This is a genomic window from Nostoc sp. 'Peltigera membranacea cyanobiont' 232, assembly GCF_002245985.1.
In the GTDB taxonomy this organism is placed as follows: domain Bacteria; phylum Cyanobacteriota; class Cyanobacteriia; order Cyanobacteriales; family Nostocaceae; genus Nostoc.
Window position 1 is genome coordinate 1 of the sequence record NZ_NOLK01000096.1, and the last position, 15,939, is coordinate 15,939.

The following is a 15,939-nucleotide window of genomic DNA, read 5'->3' on the forward strand; positions in this document are numbered from 1 at the left end:
GCAACTGTAGGTACTTGTTCAGGAGAAACATTGAGGATTTCTACCATTCCCCAATCTATGCAGACTCAAAACCCATCTGTTAGTCTCATTCGGGCTACATCTTACGAACGAGAGGCTTTACGAGAATCCTTAGTCATTCTCCTGGAACCTTTTGGAGGAATAGCAGCATTTGTGAAAAAAGGCGATCGCGTTTTACTCAAACCCAATCTACTTACAGGATCGCGTCCTGGTAAAGAGTGTATCACCCGTGCCGAACTAGTTTACGAAGTTGCCCAAATGGTAATTGAAGTTGGCGGTAAGCCATTTTTGGGTGATAGCCCTGCTTTTGGCAGTGCCAAGGGCGTAGCAATCGCAAACGGCTATCTGCCTATTTTAGAAAAACTCAATCTTCCCATCATCGATTTTCACGGTCAACGTTACCAAACCGTCAGTGATAATTTTAACCATCTGCGACTTTCTAAAGAAGCAATGGAAGCAGACGTAGTGATTAACCTACCCAAAGTGAAATCTCATGCCCAATTGACATTAACACTGGGCGTAAAAAACTTGTTTGGTTGCGTCCCCGGTAAAATGAAAGCTTGGTGGCACATGGAAGCTGGAAAAGATGCCAATAGATTTGGTGAAATGTTAGTAGAAACTGCTAGGGCTATTAACCCTAACATAACCATATTAGATGGCATCATCGGTCATGAAGGAAATGGCCCAAGTAATGGTGAACCTCGCCAACTGGGAATTTTAGCAGCCGCCTCAGATATATTTGCATTAGATCGGGCAATGGTAGAAATCCTCAATGTTTCTCCTGAACAAGTACCTACAGTTGCAGCTTCCCAAAGACTAGGAGTTTGTCCAGAACTTGCTGCTATCGAGTTTCCGCATTTAAATCCCGACTTATTAAAAATAGAAGATTGGCGACTACCAGACAAGTTGATACCCATAGATTTTGGTATGCCCCGCGTAATTAAGTCTACCTTTAAGCATCTTTACACCCGATTTATCAAAGAACCAATTAGTGTTTACGGAAGGAATTAGGGACTGGGAATTGGGAATTGGGGACTGGGGACTGCCTCTCTAGGAAGACAAGGAAGATAAGGGGAATAACCCATACCCCATCCCCAATCCCCAATTTAGTGCAAACTTCGTTACAGCAATCTTATTTATTAGCAGAGTAATCTGTAATTACCCTCCGATTGCTTAACCAGACCGCCCTATTATATTAGTGGCGGTTTTTTTGGCTGATTAATTTATTATGCAATTTCTCGTATTAGATTTTGATTTATCCAAAAAGTTATACAGATTTAGCATCTGGAAATTAGACCAAAGTTAGACAATAACCCGCTACATATAGGACTCCTATTTGATTTTTGAACAAGATTCAGTACACATCTATACCCTTCTTTTCTGTTAAGAGTTCCCTACCTACGCAGATAATTTCAGGAATCAAATCGGATTACTATATCTCATGGGAACTTCTAAAATATTTTTTACTCTACCTATATATAGATTGACAAAATTGCTGTAATATTACACAGATTTTCAGTTGAAATTATTAAATATTTGTTTAGTGGTATTACTGAATCCACGCTGCCCAACACAGTTGATGTATCTGTATTTATTCGGTAGTTATCATTGGTTACAAAAATAATTCCTACTCATTTCTGATTTTGTGTCAAATATTTGTGTGTATAACTACCGGATAACAATCAAAAGCATTGGTAGATATTCAGTGCTTTTGCGGTTTTGTGTCCTGTATCACAAATTAGCAATTCCAGTAAAATAACCTTATCAAAGGCATTTTAGAATGTTATAATCATGAAGTATCAGACAAATATGTTTTGCTAATTAATCTTTAAGCAGCGAAAAAATGTAATTTATGATGCTGTCAAAGTTGGCTTTGCGTATGCGAACCATTACACCATACAGGGAAACATCTGAAAATATTAATTACAAAATAAAACATGATTTGTTTAGTTGTAACTTTGTATTAAGAACTCCATGTATCAAAAGGCTATTATGACAGTTGTATAACTGGTTTAGATTGTAGGATGCTACACATTCTACAGTTTAAAAATAGCTAATATAGCATTTAAGACTCTCAATTAGAGAGTAGACCTACACCTACACAGTGTTACGAATAACTTCAATTTTGTATGAATTCAAATAGCCAGTCTGCCAATTCTACCGACACATATTCCCAACGTTTGGCAGACATTGTGGGAACTGCGATCGCTCTGTTGACCCTCACCCTACCTGTATTTGTTATCGCTCACTATTCTTCAACTAATGTTCAAAATAACCAGCAACCCCCGATCCACAACATCAAAGCAAGTCAAGATTGATAAAGCTTGCTAATAGCATCTCACCAGCAGGAGAGCTACAAAAAAGGAGAAAACTGATTTTGATAGAACCTCTGGAGATGTGGATGTAGTTAATCGAGAATAACCTGAATTTGCATTGTGTAACTCCAGGTTTCAGTTGTCTTGACAGAGTAGGGGCACAAATCCCTCCAACAGCAATCAAGGACGGGAGAAAATAATACCCTCTTGGAAAAAGCGTTGCGAAGTTACTTCGCAACGCTTTTTCCATTTTTTGGTGTAATTCAAGGAAACTGTCCAGTAGGGGAGAGGGAGATGAAGGAGAAATAACCAGTCCCCAATCCCATAAAATGAATACCTTGGGAAGAGATCCCCATATTGCCCTAAAATTCTACACGGGGAGCGAAGCTGAATGAGTGCCCCCATGATTCACTGTTATCAGAGGACTTTTTTGTGGATTTATCTCGTATTCCTGCCCAACCGAAACCCGGTCTGATCAACGTTCTGATTGAAATTGCTGGCGGAAGTAAAAATAAATACGAATACGACAAGGAACTAGAAGCCTTTGCTCTAGACCGAGTACTTTATTCATCGGTACAATACCCTTATGACTACGGCTTTGTACCCAATACTTTGGCTGAAGATGGCGATCCCCTAGATGGTATGGTCATAATTGATGAACCAACCTTTCCAGGTTGTGTTATTGCTGCACGACCGATTGGCTTCTTAGAGATGATTGACGGTGGCGATCGCGATGAAAAAATCCTTTGTGTTCCTGACAAAGATCCGCGCTACACTCAGGTAAAATCCCTGAAAGACCTAGCACCACACCGCTTAGATGAAATTGCCGAATTTTTCCGTAGTTATAAAAATTTGGAAAAAAAGGTGACTGAAATTCTCGGTTGGCAAGATGTAGACAAGGTTGCAGCTTTAGTTGAAAAATCCGTAAAAGCTTATAGAGGATAATAGAGGAGTTAGGAGTTAAGAGTTATAAATTTTTATTCCTCACTCCTGTAGAGACGCGATTAATCGCGTCTCTACTTATAACTTTCGCTTGTTACGGATCGCAAAAACTGCCACCAACCCTAAAGCAAAATGCAGCGTACTCTCCTTTTGGCAAAAATTCATAACTGCACCCTCACGGGGGCGAATATCAACTACGTGGGTAGTATCAGTATTGATGAAATCCTTTTGGAAAAAGCTGGTATCTTACCTTATGAGCAAGTGCAAGTAGTTAATAGTGCCAACGGTCAGCGCTTTATTACTTATGCGATCCCGGCTCCAGCCCATTCGGGAGTAATTGAGCTAAATGGGGGAGCGGCACGTCTAGGCATTATTGGCGATCGCTTGATTATAATGACTTACGGGCAGTTAACTCCAGAAGAGTTAAAAAATTACTCTCCTACGGTAGTCATTGTGGACGAAAAAAACAGGCTGTTGGAAGTTCGGCGCTACGATGACCTGCTCGTTAAGGTCTAATTTCAAGGAAAATGTCAAATTTTGAGTTGTCGGATTCCCAGAGCAACATACCTGAAAAATCTGCTACCTTGCCAAGTAGCCCAGCAGGTGAATTTCTTGTGCAATTTTGGGGTGTACGGGGTTTGATTGCCACCCCAGACACCAGCACCCACCGCTATGGTGGTAATACCGCTTGTGTAGAAATGTCTGTAGGTGGGAAACGCTTGATTTTTGATGGCGGTACCGGCTTACGCATACTAGGTAAAACTTGGCAAGAACTACAACAGCCAATACAAGCCCATTTATTTTTTACCAACTGCCAATCAAACCGAATTCAAGGGTTTCCCTTTTTTGCTCCCGCGTTTATTCTGGAAAATTGCTTCCATATTTACGGCACAGCTGCCTCAAATGGAGCCTCAATCAAACAATGTCTGTACGATCAGATGCTCCAGCCCCACTTTCCTTATCCTTTACAAGTAATGCAGTCGGAATTGCAGTTTTACAATCTGACTCCAGACAATGATGTAAAGCTAGATGATGTCACCATTACAATGGCATTAATTAATCAAACTCAGCGCTCAGTTGGCTACCGAGTTACTTGGCAAGATTATAGTGTTGCCTACGTCACGGACTTACACCAAAATGCCGAACAAGTTGAGCGAGAGCGGATTTTAGAGTTTATAAAAGGCGTTGATTTGCTGATTGCCAATGCCACTTATACTCCCCCAACCTCTCACAACCATGATTCTGCTGAGTTACTCTGGCAAGCTGCGGTGAATGCAGCTTTAAATGCTGATGTTAAACGGCTAGCCATTTCTCATCATCACCCAGATGACCATGATGATTTTCTTGACCAGGTTAAAGTCGATGTTAAATCTGCTTTCCCTCAAGCAATATTAGCCCATGAAGGTCTAGTTTTAGCTGTTGGTAAGTGATTTAGACTCCTTAAACGGACATGATATGACACATAAATAAGGAGTAGCCTCATGCTAGACATTCCCAGCCAGAGACTGGGAACGAGAAAAAGGTTATTCTAAACTGGCTTTCAGCTTAAGTTGACACCCGTAACAGATGTATGTGTCTACGACGCATTTTGCAACTCGGCTGTGCGGATTGAAAGCTGCTGTGTCTGATTACCTCGTTGCACTTTCACCTGTAATACTTGACCAAGACGACTGTCTTCTACAACGTTCTGCAATTGTTCAGCGCTGGTAATAGCTTTACCATCAACTTGCAGAATTACATCCCCGCGCCGGATACCGGCAGATGCCGCTGGAGAATTGGGGACAACTCGCATGACAAAAACACCATTAATTTCTGGTATCTGAATAGGAGAGTTGGGATCGGTATTATTTTGCTTGGCAAGATCGGGTGTTAAAGTTAGCATTTGCACGCCTAAATAAGGGTGAGCAACTTTGCCATCACGTTGCAGTTGCGCTGCGATCGCTTTCGCTTTATCAATAGGAATAGCAAATCCAATACCCATCGCATCGGGGCGAATAGCTGTGTTAATGCCAATCACTTCACCTTGGCCATTTAATAGCGGCCCGCCAGAGTTACCTGGGTTAATGGCAGCATCGGTTTGAATGAAGTCTAAGCGTTTGTCGCTAATGCCGACTTGAGCGCTGGAACGTTTGAGGGTGCTGACAATTCCCAAGGTAACGGTGTTATCAAATCCTAAAGGATTACCAACTGCGATCGCCCAATCTCCTACTTGGACATTAGTGGAAGAACCCAAGGGTGCAACGGGTAAATCGTTACCAGCATTAATTTTGACTACTGCCAAATCCGTGACTTCATCAATACCTTTAACTTTCCCTTCAAAGGTGCGGCCATCTTTGAGTCGCACTGTTACCTTATCAGCCTTATCGACCACATGAGCATTAGTCATAACTAACCCGCTCTTGTCAATAATGAAACCTGAGCCTAAACCGCGCAACTGCTCAGAAGACGGCATCTGTTGAGAGAAACCGTCACCAAAAAACCGCCGGAAAAAGGGGTCTTCCATAAATGGATCGACGCGACGAGTAATTGTTCGCTCAGTATCAATCCGAACAACTGCTGAACCAACACGATTTACTGCTGCTGTGACAAAGCTAGTACTACCGATCGCAGCCGTAGCTGGTGATTGGCTTTGGGCATTCACTTGTGAAGTATCTTTAGCTATGACTATGGGTGCGGGTTCGGCTTGGGAAGGCAACACCTGCAATGTGCTAACCGTTAGCATAACTCCTAGCGCGATCGCTAAAACATAACTACTGAGTTGACCTATAGACCTGGGTAATTTGAGAAATCGCATAATCACAACCTAATTTATAAGCCTAATTGTTGCTTAGTCGTGACCGAAGAGGCAGGGGAGCAGGGAATAAAGATTCGGAAATTTCCTTGGAATCAAGGGTTTTAGAGCCAATACATTGATGTATGGGGTCTTCTCCTCTGCCCCTTGCCCCCTTTCCTCTTGATGTGACAAATCTATTTACAGTTATTTTTACTTCAGGTTTCGCCTAATCTCCCCAATACTTTAGTTAGGGCATTTTGCGAGTTACCTGTAATCAACTTAATGGAAAATTTAACCCAAAAGCTATTATGGACATTTACCCTTTACAAGTTCGGTTTTTACCCATCAATAAGACTTTTGGATTGCTAACAATACTACAACTTTCAAAGTAGTGACACCGATAAAAAGGAGATAGGGGACAACCATCTCGCTTTTGGTTCAAAACTAAATCGGATGATGAACTAACTTTTGAATAAAATTTCATTCCGACTGCTTGCACCTAGCTGGGGTAAAGAGTTGATGGCTGAGTGGGGAGTTAAAGCAGTAGGAACAGTTAGAGGTAATTGTAATTGTTTGACAACACTTTGTAGTAGTTGGTCTTGTCCAGTTCGCAAACCCCAAACATTTGTACCACGATTGATAATGGCAAACCAAACCAAACCGCGATCGCGTGTGGGCATGACTCCGGCTAAAGCGCTCACATCTCGGAGAGTACCAGTTTTGATCACAGTCGCTAGGGGAATGTGTCTGCTGTGTACTGTTCCTCGGTGATCGAATCCAGACATGGCGAACAAGTCACCCAGATTTAGCTGATGGGCAGATGCTTCAACTTGAATAGCCATCAGCATGGCACAAACAGCCCTAGGGGAAATGCGGTTTTCCGGCCCTAGCCCAGAACCATTGATTAACTGAATTTCTGCTTGTGGGACTCTTGCAAGGTTAGCAGCAGTAGATTGAACTACAGTTGCTCCTCCCACTGACTCTGCTAGCATCTCTGCCATATCGTTGTTACTGTAAACATTCATTTCCTTGAGCAGTTGCTTTAAGGGTAATGAACGATGACGCAGTAACAAAGTTTGTTGAGGGTTTGGTTGAGCCTCAACTTTCACCGTACCCGCAATCACGACTTGAGGCTTGGGCGTTCCCTTGGGCATGATTGAGTATGTATAAAGAGCGGGGCGGCCCCAAGTGGCACGATTTAGTGTTTGCTTGAGCATCATACCCGCCAGCATCGGTTGACGTTGGAAATTCATGGCAAAACTGCCATTAATGATTAAATTTCCCTTTACCTGCTTGATGCCCATTTGATTGAGAGTATTACCAAGAGCGATCGCTTCTTCCCAAACAAACAAAGGATCGCCACGGCCTGTAATCACCAAATCACCCTGTACAACTCCATTTACCACTGGCCCAGTGACACTCACCAAAGTATCAAATTGGTAATCTGGCCCCCAAGTTTTCAAAGCAACTAATGAAGTGGCAATTTTTGTTAAAGAAGCAGCTGGCAGAGGTGTCGTACCTTGGTGATTTGCCATCAGCATTGGCCCCGACTGCATCCAAATTCCCTGACTCTCAGCCAGATTTTGCGCCACCACTTTTGATGTTATGAGCTTTTTCAGGTATTCCTGCACCGTAGTCGCCCCAGTTGGATTGGGATCGGGCGCAAGAACTAAGCCAGGACTACTTTGCCAAGTCAAGGCATCCAAGGCATCCATAGGCTTGATTTGTACCCCGGCCATTTCCAGCCAGAGTGACACCAAACCTGAACCCAATAATTCCAGCATTTTTTATTCCTCTGTAAGGATCTGATATGTTGTTTACTGTGCTAATATACAAGCTTTTTTCCGAAAATCAGTATTGAGCCATAATAACTGGTGTTTTTCTCATCTGGAAATAGCACTTTTTTGTCATCTTGATTCTGACACCGATGTTCGGTAGATCGTCACCGTCTGTCTACTCAATAAGAGCCAATACTGAAACAATAAGAGTAATGCTAAAGCGACATCATAAACTATGAGTGAACTTCCTAACAGTCTTGAAGATGCGATCGCCCAATCTCGTGTAGCTGTCCAAGCCGCCCTTGCAGATGGTTGTACTCGCTTGCAAGTTGAGTTCCTGTTCCCAGAACTCAAGTTTATGCCCGTGGCGGAACAATTTGTGCCCGTGTTTACAGATTATGATTCCCGTTTGAAGATTTTCTTTGCTGATGCTGGTGCTGCGGCTCTAGCCCGTCGCAATTGGGCAGATGCACCATTTCAAATTTTGGATATCGGTACGGGAAGGGCTGCTTCTTTACAGACAAAAATTCAGCCAGAGGATGAAATTTTCTTGTTCGTTGCTCCCACTTCCGTAGAAGTACCGCAGTTGGAAAAGTTATGTGAAGTAATAGGCGATCGCCCTGTAGTTTTTTTAAATCCCCGTCTAGAAGATTCTGGAACTGTGGGCATTGGTTATGCAGCAAGGCAAACTCGCCTGCGTTTTACCAATACCATTGAATCCTGTTATTACCTGCGCCCCATAGACGAGCAAAGTGCCCTATCTCGCTCCTACCCAGGACAGTGGGAAGTTTGGCTGGAAACTGACGGCGAATATCAAAGAATTGCCGAATTACCCACAAAACCGTCGGGTGATGATTTGGATCAGATCCTTTTAAAAGGACAACCGCAAATAACAACCGATGCAACACCTGCGAGAAAACCCAGTGTCTTTAAGAGTTTGCAACGGTTCTTAAAGGCGTTGAGTAGTTAGCAAAAAGCAGAGGTAGCAGCAGGAAACTCGCTCGTCTGCTGCCTCATCATTTACTCGTCAGTTAAATAGTTTGCTGCTTAAGCGGAATTACAACTACAAATTCTGTACCCTGTCCAGGAGTAGAAATACATTGTAATTTTCCCAGATGTTTTTGGGTGATAATCTGGTAACTAATAGATAAACCTAATCCCGTACCTTTACCAGCTGGTTTCGTAGTAAAGAATGGTTCAAATAATTGTTTTTGGACGTTTTCGGGAATGCCTGTACCATTATCAACAATGCGAATAACTACCTGATTTTCACTAGTGAGTTGAGTATAAATATAAATTTGGGGAGGAGAGAGTGCTGCTTTCTCTGCTCTCCATTCACCATTTTCCACCGCCTCTTCTAAAGCATCGATCGCATTTGCTAGAAGATTCATAAATACCTGATTGAGTTGTCCAGCATAACATTCTACTAATGGTAGATCGCCGTACTCTTTAATGACCTGAATTGTTAGAGAGTTAGATTTTGCTTTGAAGCGATGTTCCAGAATCATTAATGTATTATCTATACCCTCATGGATATTCACAGCTTTCATCTCTGTTTCATCTAACCGGGAAAAGTTTCGCAGAGATAAAACAATTTCTGTGATTCTTTCGACACCGACTGTCATAGAAGTTAGCAAGTTAGGCAAGTCTGCTATTAGGAAATTTAAGTCGATAGCCTCTATTTCTTCTTGAATTTCAGTTCCTGGATTAGGATAGTTTTGCTGGTATAATTTCAGTAGTTTTAGTAAATCTTCAATATATTGATTAGCATAACTGATATTGCCATAGATAAAGTTGATTGGGTTGTTGATTTCGTGCGCTACACCTGCTACCAACTGCCCCAAACTAGACATTTTTTCACTCTGCACGAGTTGAGATGCTAGCTGCTTTGCCTCCTGGCGCAATTGTGCTTCTGAGTATCGCAATATCTGTTCTGCTTGTTTGCGCTGGGTAATGTCGTGGAGAATGACAACATACTCCTGAAAATCCTGATGGGGCCTGTCTGAGATGGAAACTTCCAAGATTTTGTTTTTGCCATTGCGGAGTAAGGTTTGTTCGCTGCGCTTTGTCCACTCGTCTGGATAATAGACTAATGCAGTTAGCCATTTGTTGAGGTGATTTCCCCGCAACTCGGATGGGTTAACACCAAAGAAAGATTCAGTCGCCGGATTCGCCTGCTGAATAATGCCTCGATCGTCCACAACTAAAATACCATCCTGGGCGACAGTAAACAGGTGTTCGGCAGCTTCACGGGCTTCTGCGATCGCCACCACTTGCGGTAAACTTGTCCAACAAGCGATCGCTACTCCCACAAATGCTACCGTCATCAGCAGCACCACAAATAGATTTTCACCCCCCGAATTTGCCGCTTTATTAAGTTTGTCACCAAATAACCAGCCAGCTGCCACTGCGCTGCACAGTAAAAAAATTAGGATGCTCACCTGAAGAACTACTGAGTCCTTGATAATTACCACAGGACGCGATTTATATCGCCGCATCCACCAACTGGGGTGGAAGGGAGGGAAATTCACCCGGCGAATCACTGCATCTATTCCCATAACGCCAATGGGAAATAATAGCCCAATTAGCAAGTTGAGCCAACCCCAGGCAAATCCACCCACCACTAGCACCACAACTTCTAACAGCAGAATGGCTAGAGATATGCGAGGGAACAAAACTTCCGGGCGATCGCGCCGCAGCCAAAGCCCCAAATGCAATAACATAAAGGAGACAAACCAACCGACATTGCCAACAGCCACGATTCGCGCCACATCTCCCCAAATCAGATAGATTAGACACAACACCAGTGTTAAGGTCAGCGCTGGCACAAACACACCCCGGCGTGACACAACAGAAAATACAGGTGAGATGTGTTTGTCTAAAGCCAACTGATACAAAATCCGAGGACAATTAGAAACAACCGTTGCCGAACCTAAAAGACTTGCAGCCACCAGCAAAAAGGAAACACTTATAGCTGCTGATTCTCCCCAGAAGGGGTGGGAAGCCGCCACAAGATTCAGAAAAGCATTGTCTTCGAGGCTTGGATCGGTTGCTAACCGCATCATTACCCAAGATCCACCCAAAAAGATAGGTGGCATCATCCAAGCCGCAACCTCTAAAAAGCGCAGTGTTTGGGTAGGTTGACGGCTATCGGCGACAAAAGAAGAAGCCGTTTCACAACTATAGGTGGCATAAGTGACGAAAAAGAACCACTTGGCCCAATCCACAAAACCTAGAGATGACCAATTGTTAGGAAAAAATCCCGGACTAACATCAGAGAACGCTAACCAGCCCAAACCCTGTACGCAGAAAGTGATTAGTAGTCCAAAGGCTGGAATTATAAAAAACAAATGTAAAATACTCAGGGCGCGAGTCCCACTAAACGCCACGATAAACGGCAATAGTGTAAAACCAATATCCAGCCATATTTCTGGGCAGGCAATACCCAGCGCCTCTAAATTCACCTTAATCAAATCTCTGAGTACAATGGTATTAACAGCCAGGTAGGAAACCCAGTTGAGGAGGTATCCAATTGCGGCATAACAAGCTAGTGCTGGGTAGTTTTGCAGCAGCTTAGTAGCATAATTAGGCGTTCCTCCAGCCACATTTATAAAATGCATACCCAAGCGTTTTACCTGGTAGTTGAGCAGCATTCCGAAAATCACCGCAGGTATCCAAACAAAAATGGCTTGGGAACCGAGAGCAGCATGAATTGCTGGAACCAGTGCTGTCCAAGAAATATGAGCCGTCAAACCAAAGCCCCAACTTTCTACAGCACTTAGGCTTCTAGTCAAGCGAGGGTAAGAAGATTGGCTCAAAGTGGGATGAGCAGGATAGGACATGATTGGCAGTACTGGGTGGGATACTTTAATTAAGGTCATTAGCTAGAGTTCCCATGCTATAAATATTCTGAACAAAGACTTTATATTCAAAACCTTCAAGTTATTCTCGATCGAACGTCAGCGAATAAGTTTATTACAGCGAACAAATAGCATGGGTGGCAAACTAATTGTATTTGAAGGTGTGGAAGGCTGTGGCAAAACCAGCCAAATGCAGCTTTGTTGTCAGTGGTTGGAAAGTCTCAATGTTTCTGTGGTGGTAACTCGTGAACCAGGTGGAACAGAGTTAGGCTTACATCTTCGCCGCTTGCTACTAGAAAAGGCAGAGGATAAACCAGTTGCTGAAGTGACAGAACTTTTATTGTATGCTGCTGACCGATCGCAACACGTGGAACAAGAACTTAAGCCAAATCTCGCAGCAGGGAAATATATTTTATGCGATCGCTATACTGACTCTACCATTGCCTATCAAGGATACGGTCGCGGTTTGAACATGAGTTTAATCAATCAGCTTAACTATATTGCCACTGCTGGCTTAGAGAGTGACTTAACTATTTGGCTAGATGTCGATGTCGAAGTCGGACTAGCCCGCAAACGGGGAGATGGAATAGGATTAGACCGCATTGAACAAGAAACGATCGCTTTTCATCGGCGCGTTCAGCAAGGATACGCAGAGTTAGCAGCATCCCATCCCTCAAGAATTGTCCGGGTAGATGGCAGCTTGAGTAAAGAAGCTGTACAACGCGCAATTCAAGAAATTTTGCGCGTACACCTGCACTTGATGAGGTAAAGCGATCGCAGACTTTAACCGCGATCGCTTACTGTACTATTAGGCTAAGGAGTCGTGTAAAAATAAGTTGAACAATTTAATATTTGTAGTGCGGGCATCTTGCCCGCACGAGCAAGATGTTTGTCCTTCCCTGCGGGAGGCTGCGCCAACGGACACGCTCTCGCGTTCGTACTACTTATTTTTACTTGATGCCTAAATGACTTTAATATCAACAAAAATGAGCATTATTGTCTTCGGCAGCATAAACATAGACTTGGTAGCAACAACACCTAGGTTGCCAGTTGCAGGAGAAACGTTGCTAGGAGAAGAATTTTTGAAAGTTTCGGGAGGTAAAGGAGCGAATCAAGCCGTAGCATTAGCAAAATTGGGAATTCCTACCCAAATGGTGGGGCGTGTAGGTGCAGACGATTTTGGCGGAGAACTTGTCAACAACTTGCAAGCATCTGGTGTGCAGATTGGCAATATTTTCGTTGATAAGACTGTTAGTTCTGGAGTCGCCATCATCGCCGTAAATCATGCTGGGGAAAATCAAATTATTGTCATTCCTGGTGCAAATGGGTGTGTGAATCAAGAAGATGTAGAACGATTGTCCAACTTATTACCAGAAGCTACAGCACTGCTTTTACAATTAGAAATTCCGATTACTGCCGTGGTTGCAGCCGCTAAAGCCGCAAGAAAAACCAAAATCAGGGTAATTCTCGATCCAGCACCCGCACGATCTGATTTCCCAGATGAACTTTACCCGTTAGTGGATATTATTACACCGAATGAAGTTGAAGCCGCGCAGTTAGTAGGTTTTCCTGTGGATGGAGAGGAACAAGCAGCAAAGGCTGCTGAAGTTTTATTACAACGGGGTGTGAAATGTGCGATCGTTAAACTGGGTTCTAAAGGTGTTTTTTGTGCAACTGCTGAGGAAAAGTTTTTTGTCCCCGCCTTTCTAGTTCATGCGGTTGACACAGTAGCTGCTGGCGATGCTTTTAATGGCGGCTTAACTGCGGCACTTTTTGCAGGACTTTCTTTACATCAGGCAGTTGTTTGGGGTGCAGCAGCAGGTGCTTTGGCGACGACAAAACCAGGCGCACAAACTTCACTACCCGATAGGTTGACATTTGATACGTTTCTTAGAGAAAGAGCATCTGTCAAGTCGCTTCGCTCCAATTAAAAATTAAAAATTACGCCTTATGTGAATTAAGCCACAGGATGCTGTTCAAAAGTAATGGCTCGTCGATTGAACTGGCTTTGGTCTAACAGTTTCGGGAACAGGCTCGCATTTGTTTGCCCTGATGAACCCTAAATACTGCTGTTCTTCTGGATATGGGAAAAAAATCCATTGCGACCAACAGCGTTAACATCTCACTATCTGTGAATCTTGGTAATGACCCTGGCAATAACGGTACATAACGATAGCCTTTTTGCTGATACCAGTCATCTACTAGCACAAAAATTGTTGTCAACAGGGTCGAACCGTCTACCGTATTCATTGGGAGACCTCAAGCTTTGGTGTCCTTACCTTTATCTTGCGGTTTCCCCTTCTTTTTTACTACCTCAACTCACATAAGCCGTAATCTATGGGGTTTATTCAGGCAAATTTGTATCCTTAATTACAGGCAAAATTAATTTTTACTTGTTTTAGTTTTGAAACCAGCTGACATTTACTGGCAAGAATGTGTAAAGTAATTGATAGTCAACTACTATCTTCAATTTTTTACACATCTATCTATGGTTAGAAAAACTCAACGCCTTTTGCTGCTAGTTATTTCCTGTAGTATAACTGGTGTAATTTTGGGAGGTACTGCTGCTTGGGCAGAAAGTAATCTCTGCTTGGAAGACAGTAAAGTTACAAGTGACTGTCTAATTCAAGATCCAATCCAAAAAACTATCCAAGGAATGAGTACCGGATTGTTAGCTGGGGCTGGGGCGGCTTGCGGTGCAGCATGGCAGTTAAGGCATGAAGATTGAGCTTAAACTACCTACCGCTAGCCTGTAGTATCGGGTTAGTAGTAGGTAGTTTACTAATTTAGAGGTATCAGTCCCTTTCTGAGGAAGACAATCATGGCGAATTCGTAAGAGGGTTGTATTATAAAAACTCGGCATGGAAGAATTTCTGTTGAAGTTGGGCGGTCAATCATCCTGATTTATGGGGGTTTGAAGAATACCGATCTATTAATGCACGAGCAAATTTCTGGTGTTTTTCAGCGAGATGTTGAGGATAGATGAACTGAGCATTGCCCATGAAGCGGTACACCCAACGACCTTTAAGGATAAATAGATATTTTACAAGCGATCGCAAACTAATGGACGACAGCAAGGCATTGTTTGACTACTGGCATGACCGAGTTCGGCTGAAAAACTCTGAGTTGATTGCATCTCCAGGACACGTTCAAACCCAGGATCTACGCCATGATTGTACCAACTACAACGATCTTTGGCGTAGCCCTGAAGTTCAACAACTGGATGAACCAGAGCGTAGCAGAGTTATTGCTATTATAAAGTACGAATGTACAGCTAAAGTTCTACAGAATCGGGCTGGTCGTCTCCGCGATCGCGCTAATGAGCTTGAAGCAGCTTGTAATGAACAAGATCAACAAAAATCCAAGCTCCTGGGTTTGATCAAAGTATTACAAGAGAAACTGTTTGGTAAAGACAAAGACATTAAGAGATTAGAAGCACGAATTGCCTCGTTAAAAGCGGAAAATGAAGCCTTCCGATCTGAAGCTGAAAAGAGTAAAGCTCAGGTGGAATTGGTTAAAGAACTGGAACAGCTTAAAAAGAAATACAATGAAGTTGAGAAGCGAAGACAGGAATTAGCTCAAAATAATAAGAGTTTAGGTGGAAGAGTTGCCCATACCAAACGGTATAAGCAGCAAAGAGATGAAGCAAGAGCTTTAATTGAACAGCAGAAACAGCAAATTACTACACTAGTTCAAGAGAGTCAGCGTCTTCGTGAAGAGAATGAAAGACTTAATCAGAAATTAAAATAACTGAATTGATAAAATGCTTTAAATTTGAGACGCTCGATAGTAATCATGAAACTTCAAGAACTAAAAGCTAAAGTCTACAAATTAGCTAGAGTAAACAATACCAAACAACTCAAGGCAAAAAATCAGGAAATTAAGATATTAGACATGCGTCTTAAAACCTCTTGGGAAAAAACTTTTGCTATTCTTCAAAAACCACAAGGCGAGTTTAAAGAGTGGTTAGAAAATCCACCTGAAGAATACAAAGATATTTTTTCTGAAATTACAGAAGCCTCTCAAAAATATGAGCAAAAATCAGCACAGACAAAACAGTTAGTGCAAGAAGTATTCTTAATAGCCAATAATCTTGAAGAATTAGCAGAGGAAGTCCAAGACGAAGCAAATAAAATCAAGCAAGAAATTGAAATAACTAGACGGATTTCAAAAAAAGCCAGACTGAACTAGTTTTGACATTAGAGAACAGATAAAAACTAGCTGTAATATAACGGAAGTATTAGTTAGTAGCC

At 42.6% G+C, this 15,939-nt stretch carries 14 protein-coding genes and 1 pseudogene; 11 read left to right on the forward strand and 4 right to left on the reverse strand.

Annotation, left to right across the window (positions count from 1 at the left end; translation table 11 throughout):
• Positions 1-57 precede the first annotated feature (57 nt).
• The 5 genes from CDG79_RS26125 (at position 58) to CDG79_RS26145 (ending at position 4,705) form a co-directional block, all read left to right on the forward strand.
• Complete coding sequence (locus tag CDG79_RS26125) at positions 58-1,029, forward strand: DUF362 domain-containing protein (protein ID WP_094344753.1); 972 nt, start codon at positions 58-60, stop codon at positions 1,027-1,029.
• Between the two features lie 1,118 nt (positions 1,030-2,147).
• Positions 2,148-2,336, forward strand: coding sequence for a hypothetical protein (locus tag CDG79_RS26130; RefSeq protein ID WP_094344727.1), 189 nt, complete (start codon positions 2,148-2,150; stop codon positions 2,334-2,336).
• 429 nt (positions 2,337-2,765) lie between these two features.
• Positions 2,766-3,278 carry an inorganic diphosphatase gene (locus tag CDG79_RS26135; RefSeq protein ID WP_094344728.1) on the forward strand — a complete coding sequence of 171 codons (513 nt, stop codon included), beginning with the start codon at positions 2,766-2,768 and terminating at the stop codon, positions 3,276-3,278.
• Between the two features lie 129 nt (positions 3,279-3,407).
• Positions 3,408-3,791 carry an aspartate 1-decarboxylase gene (gene panD, locus CDG79_RS26140; RefSeq protein WP_094344729.1) on the forward strand — a complete coding sequence of 128 codons (384 nt, stop codon included), beginning with the start codon at positions 3,408-3,410 and terminating at the stop codon, positions 3,789-3,791.
• Between the two features lie 11 nt (positions 3,792-3,802).
• On the forward strand, positions 3,803-4,705 hold the full coding sequence (locus CDG79_RS26145; protein WP_094344730.1) for an MBL fold metallo-hydrolase: 903 nt from the start codon (positions 3,803-3,805) through the stop codon (positions 4,703-4,705).
• A gap of 146 nt (positions 4,706-4,851) precedes the next feature.
• On the opposite strand, the gene CDG79_RS26150 is transcribed toward CDG79_RS26145, so the two are convergent.
• Both CDG79_RS26150 and CDG79_RS26155 read right to left on the reverse strand, forming a co-directional pair.
• Positions 4,852-6,069, reverse strand: coding sequence for an HhoA/HhoB/HtrA family serine endopeptidase (locus CDG79_RS26150; protein ID WP_094344731.1), 1,218 nt, complete (start codon positions 6,067-6,069; stop codon positions 4,852-4,854).
• 440 nt (positions 6,070-6,509) lie between these two features.
• Positions 6,510-7,832: a D-alanyl-D-alanine carboxypeptidase gene (locus CDG79_RS26155; protein WP_094344732.1), complete on the reverse strand. Its 1,323-nt coding sequence runs from the start codon at positions 7,830-7,832 to the stop codon at positions 6,510-6,512.
• 229 nt (positions 7,833-8,061) lie between these two features.
• Here CDG79_RS26155 and CDG79_RS26160 point away from each other — a divergent pair, with 229 nt between their 5' ends.
• On the forward strand, positions 8,062-8,796 hold the full coding sequence (locus tag CDG79_RS26160; RefSeq protein ID WP_094344733.1) for a DUF1995 family protein: 735 nt from the start codon (positions 8,062-8,064) through the stop codon (positions 8,794-8,796).
• Positions 8,797-8,857: 61 nt separating this feature from the next.
• Here the strand turns inward: CDG79_RS26160 and CDG79_RS26165 are convergent, their stop codons facing one another.
• Complete coding sequence (locus CDG79_RS26165; RefSeq protein ID WP_223278330.1) at positions 8,858-11,707, reverse strand: ATP-binding protein; 2,850 nt, start codon at positions 11,705-11,707, stop codon at positions 8,858-8,860.
• A gap of 112 nt (positions 11,708-11,819) precedes the next feature.
• Here CDG79_RS26165 and tmk point away from each other — a divergent pair, with 112 nt between their 5' ends.
• Both tmk and rbsK read left to right on the forward strand, forming a co-directional pair.
• Positions 11,820-12,455 (forward strand): dTMP kinase, encoded by a 636-nt coding sequence (gene tmk / locus CDG79_RS26170; RefSeq protein ID WP_094344734.1) that lies wholly within the window; start codon positions 11,820-11,822, stop codon positions 12,453-12,455.
• 217 nt (positions 12,456-12,672) lie between these two features.
• Positions 12,673-13,617 carry a ribokinase gene (gene rbsK / locus CDG79_RS26175; protein ID WP_094344735.1) on the forward strand — a complete coding sequence of 315 codons (945 nt, stop codon included), beginning with the start codon at positions 12,673-12,675 and terminating at the stop codon, positions 13,615-13,617.
• A gap of 44 nt (positions 13,618-13,661) precedes the next feature.
• Here rbsK and CDG79_RS26180 read toward each other — a convergent pair.
• A pseudogene (locus tag CDG79_RS26180) lies at positions 13,662-13,936 on the reverse strand (IS982 family transposase); the annotation flags it as partial.
• A 238-nt stretch (positions 13,937-14,174) separates the two neighbouring features.
• Here CDG79_RS26180 and CDG79_RS26185 point away from each other — a divergent pair.
• The 3 genes from CDG79_RS26185 to CDG79_RS26195 all read left to right on the forward strand — a co-directional run bounded on the left by CDG79_RS26185 (position 14,175) and on the right by CDG79_RS26195 (position 15,877).
• On the forward strand, positions 14,175-14,414 hold the full coding sequence (locus CDG79_RS26185; RefSeq protein ID WP_094344736.1) for a hypothetical protein: 240 nt from the start codon (positions 14,175-14,177) through the stop codon (positions 14,412-14,414).
• 272 nt (positions 14,415-14,686) lie between these two features.
• Positions 14,687-15,436, forward strand: coding sequence for a hypothetical protein (locus CDG79_RS26190; RefSeq protein WP_223278332.1), 750 nt, complete (start codon positions 14,687-14,689; stop codon positions 15,434-15,436).
• A gap of 45 nt (positions 15,437-15,481) precedes the next feature.
• A complete protein-coding gene (locus CDG79_RS26195) occupies positions 15,482-15,877 on the forward strand; it encodes a hypothetical protein (protein WP_094344738.1) in 396 nt (131 codons plus the stop codon).
• Positions 15,878-15,939: the final 62 nt, after the last annotated feature.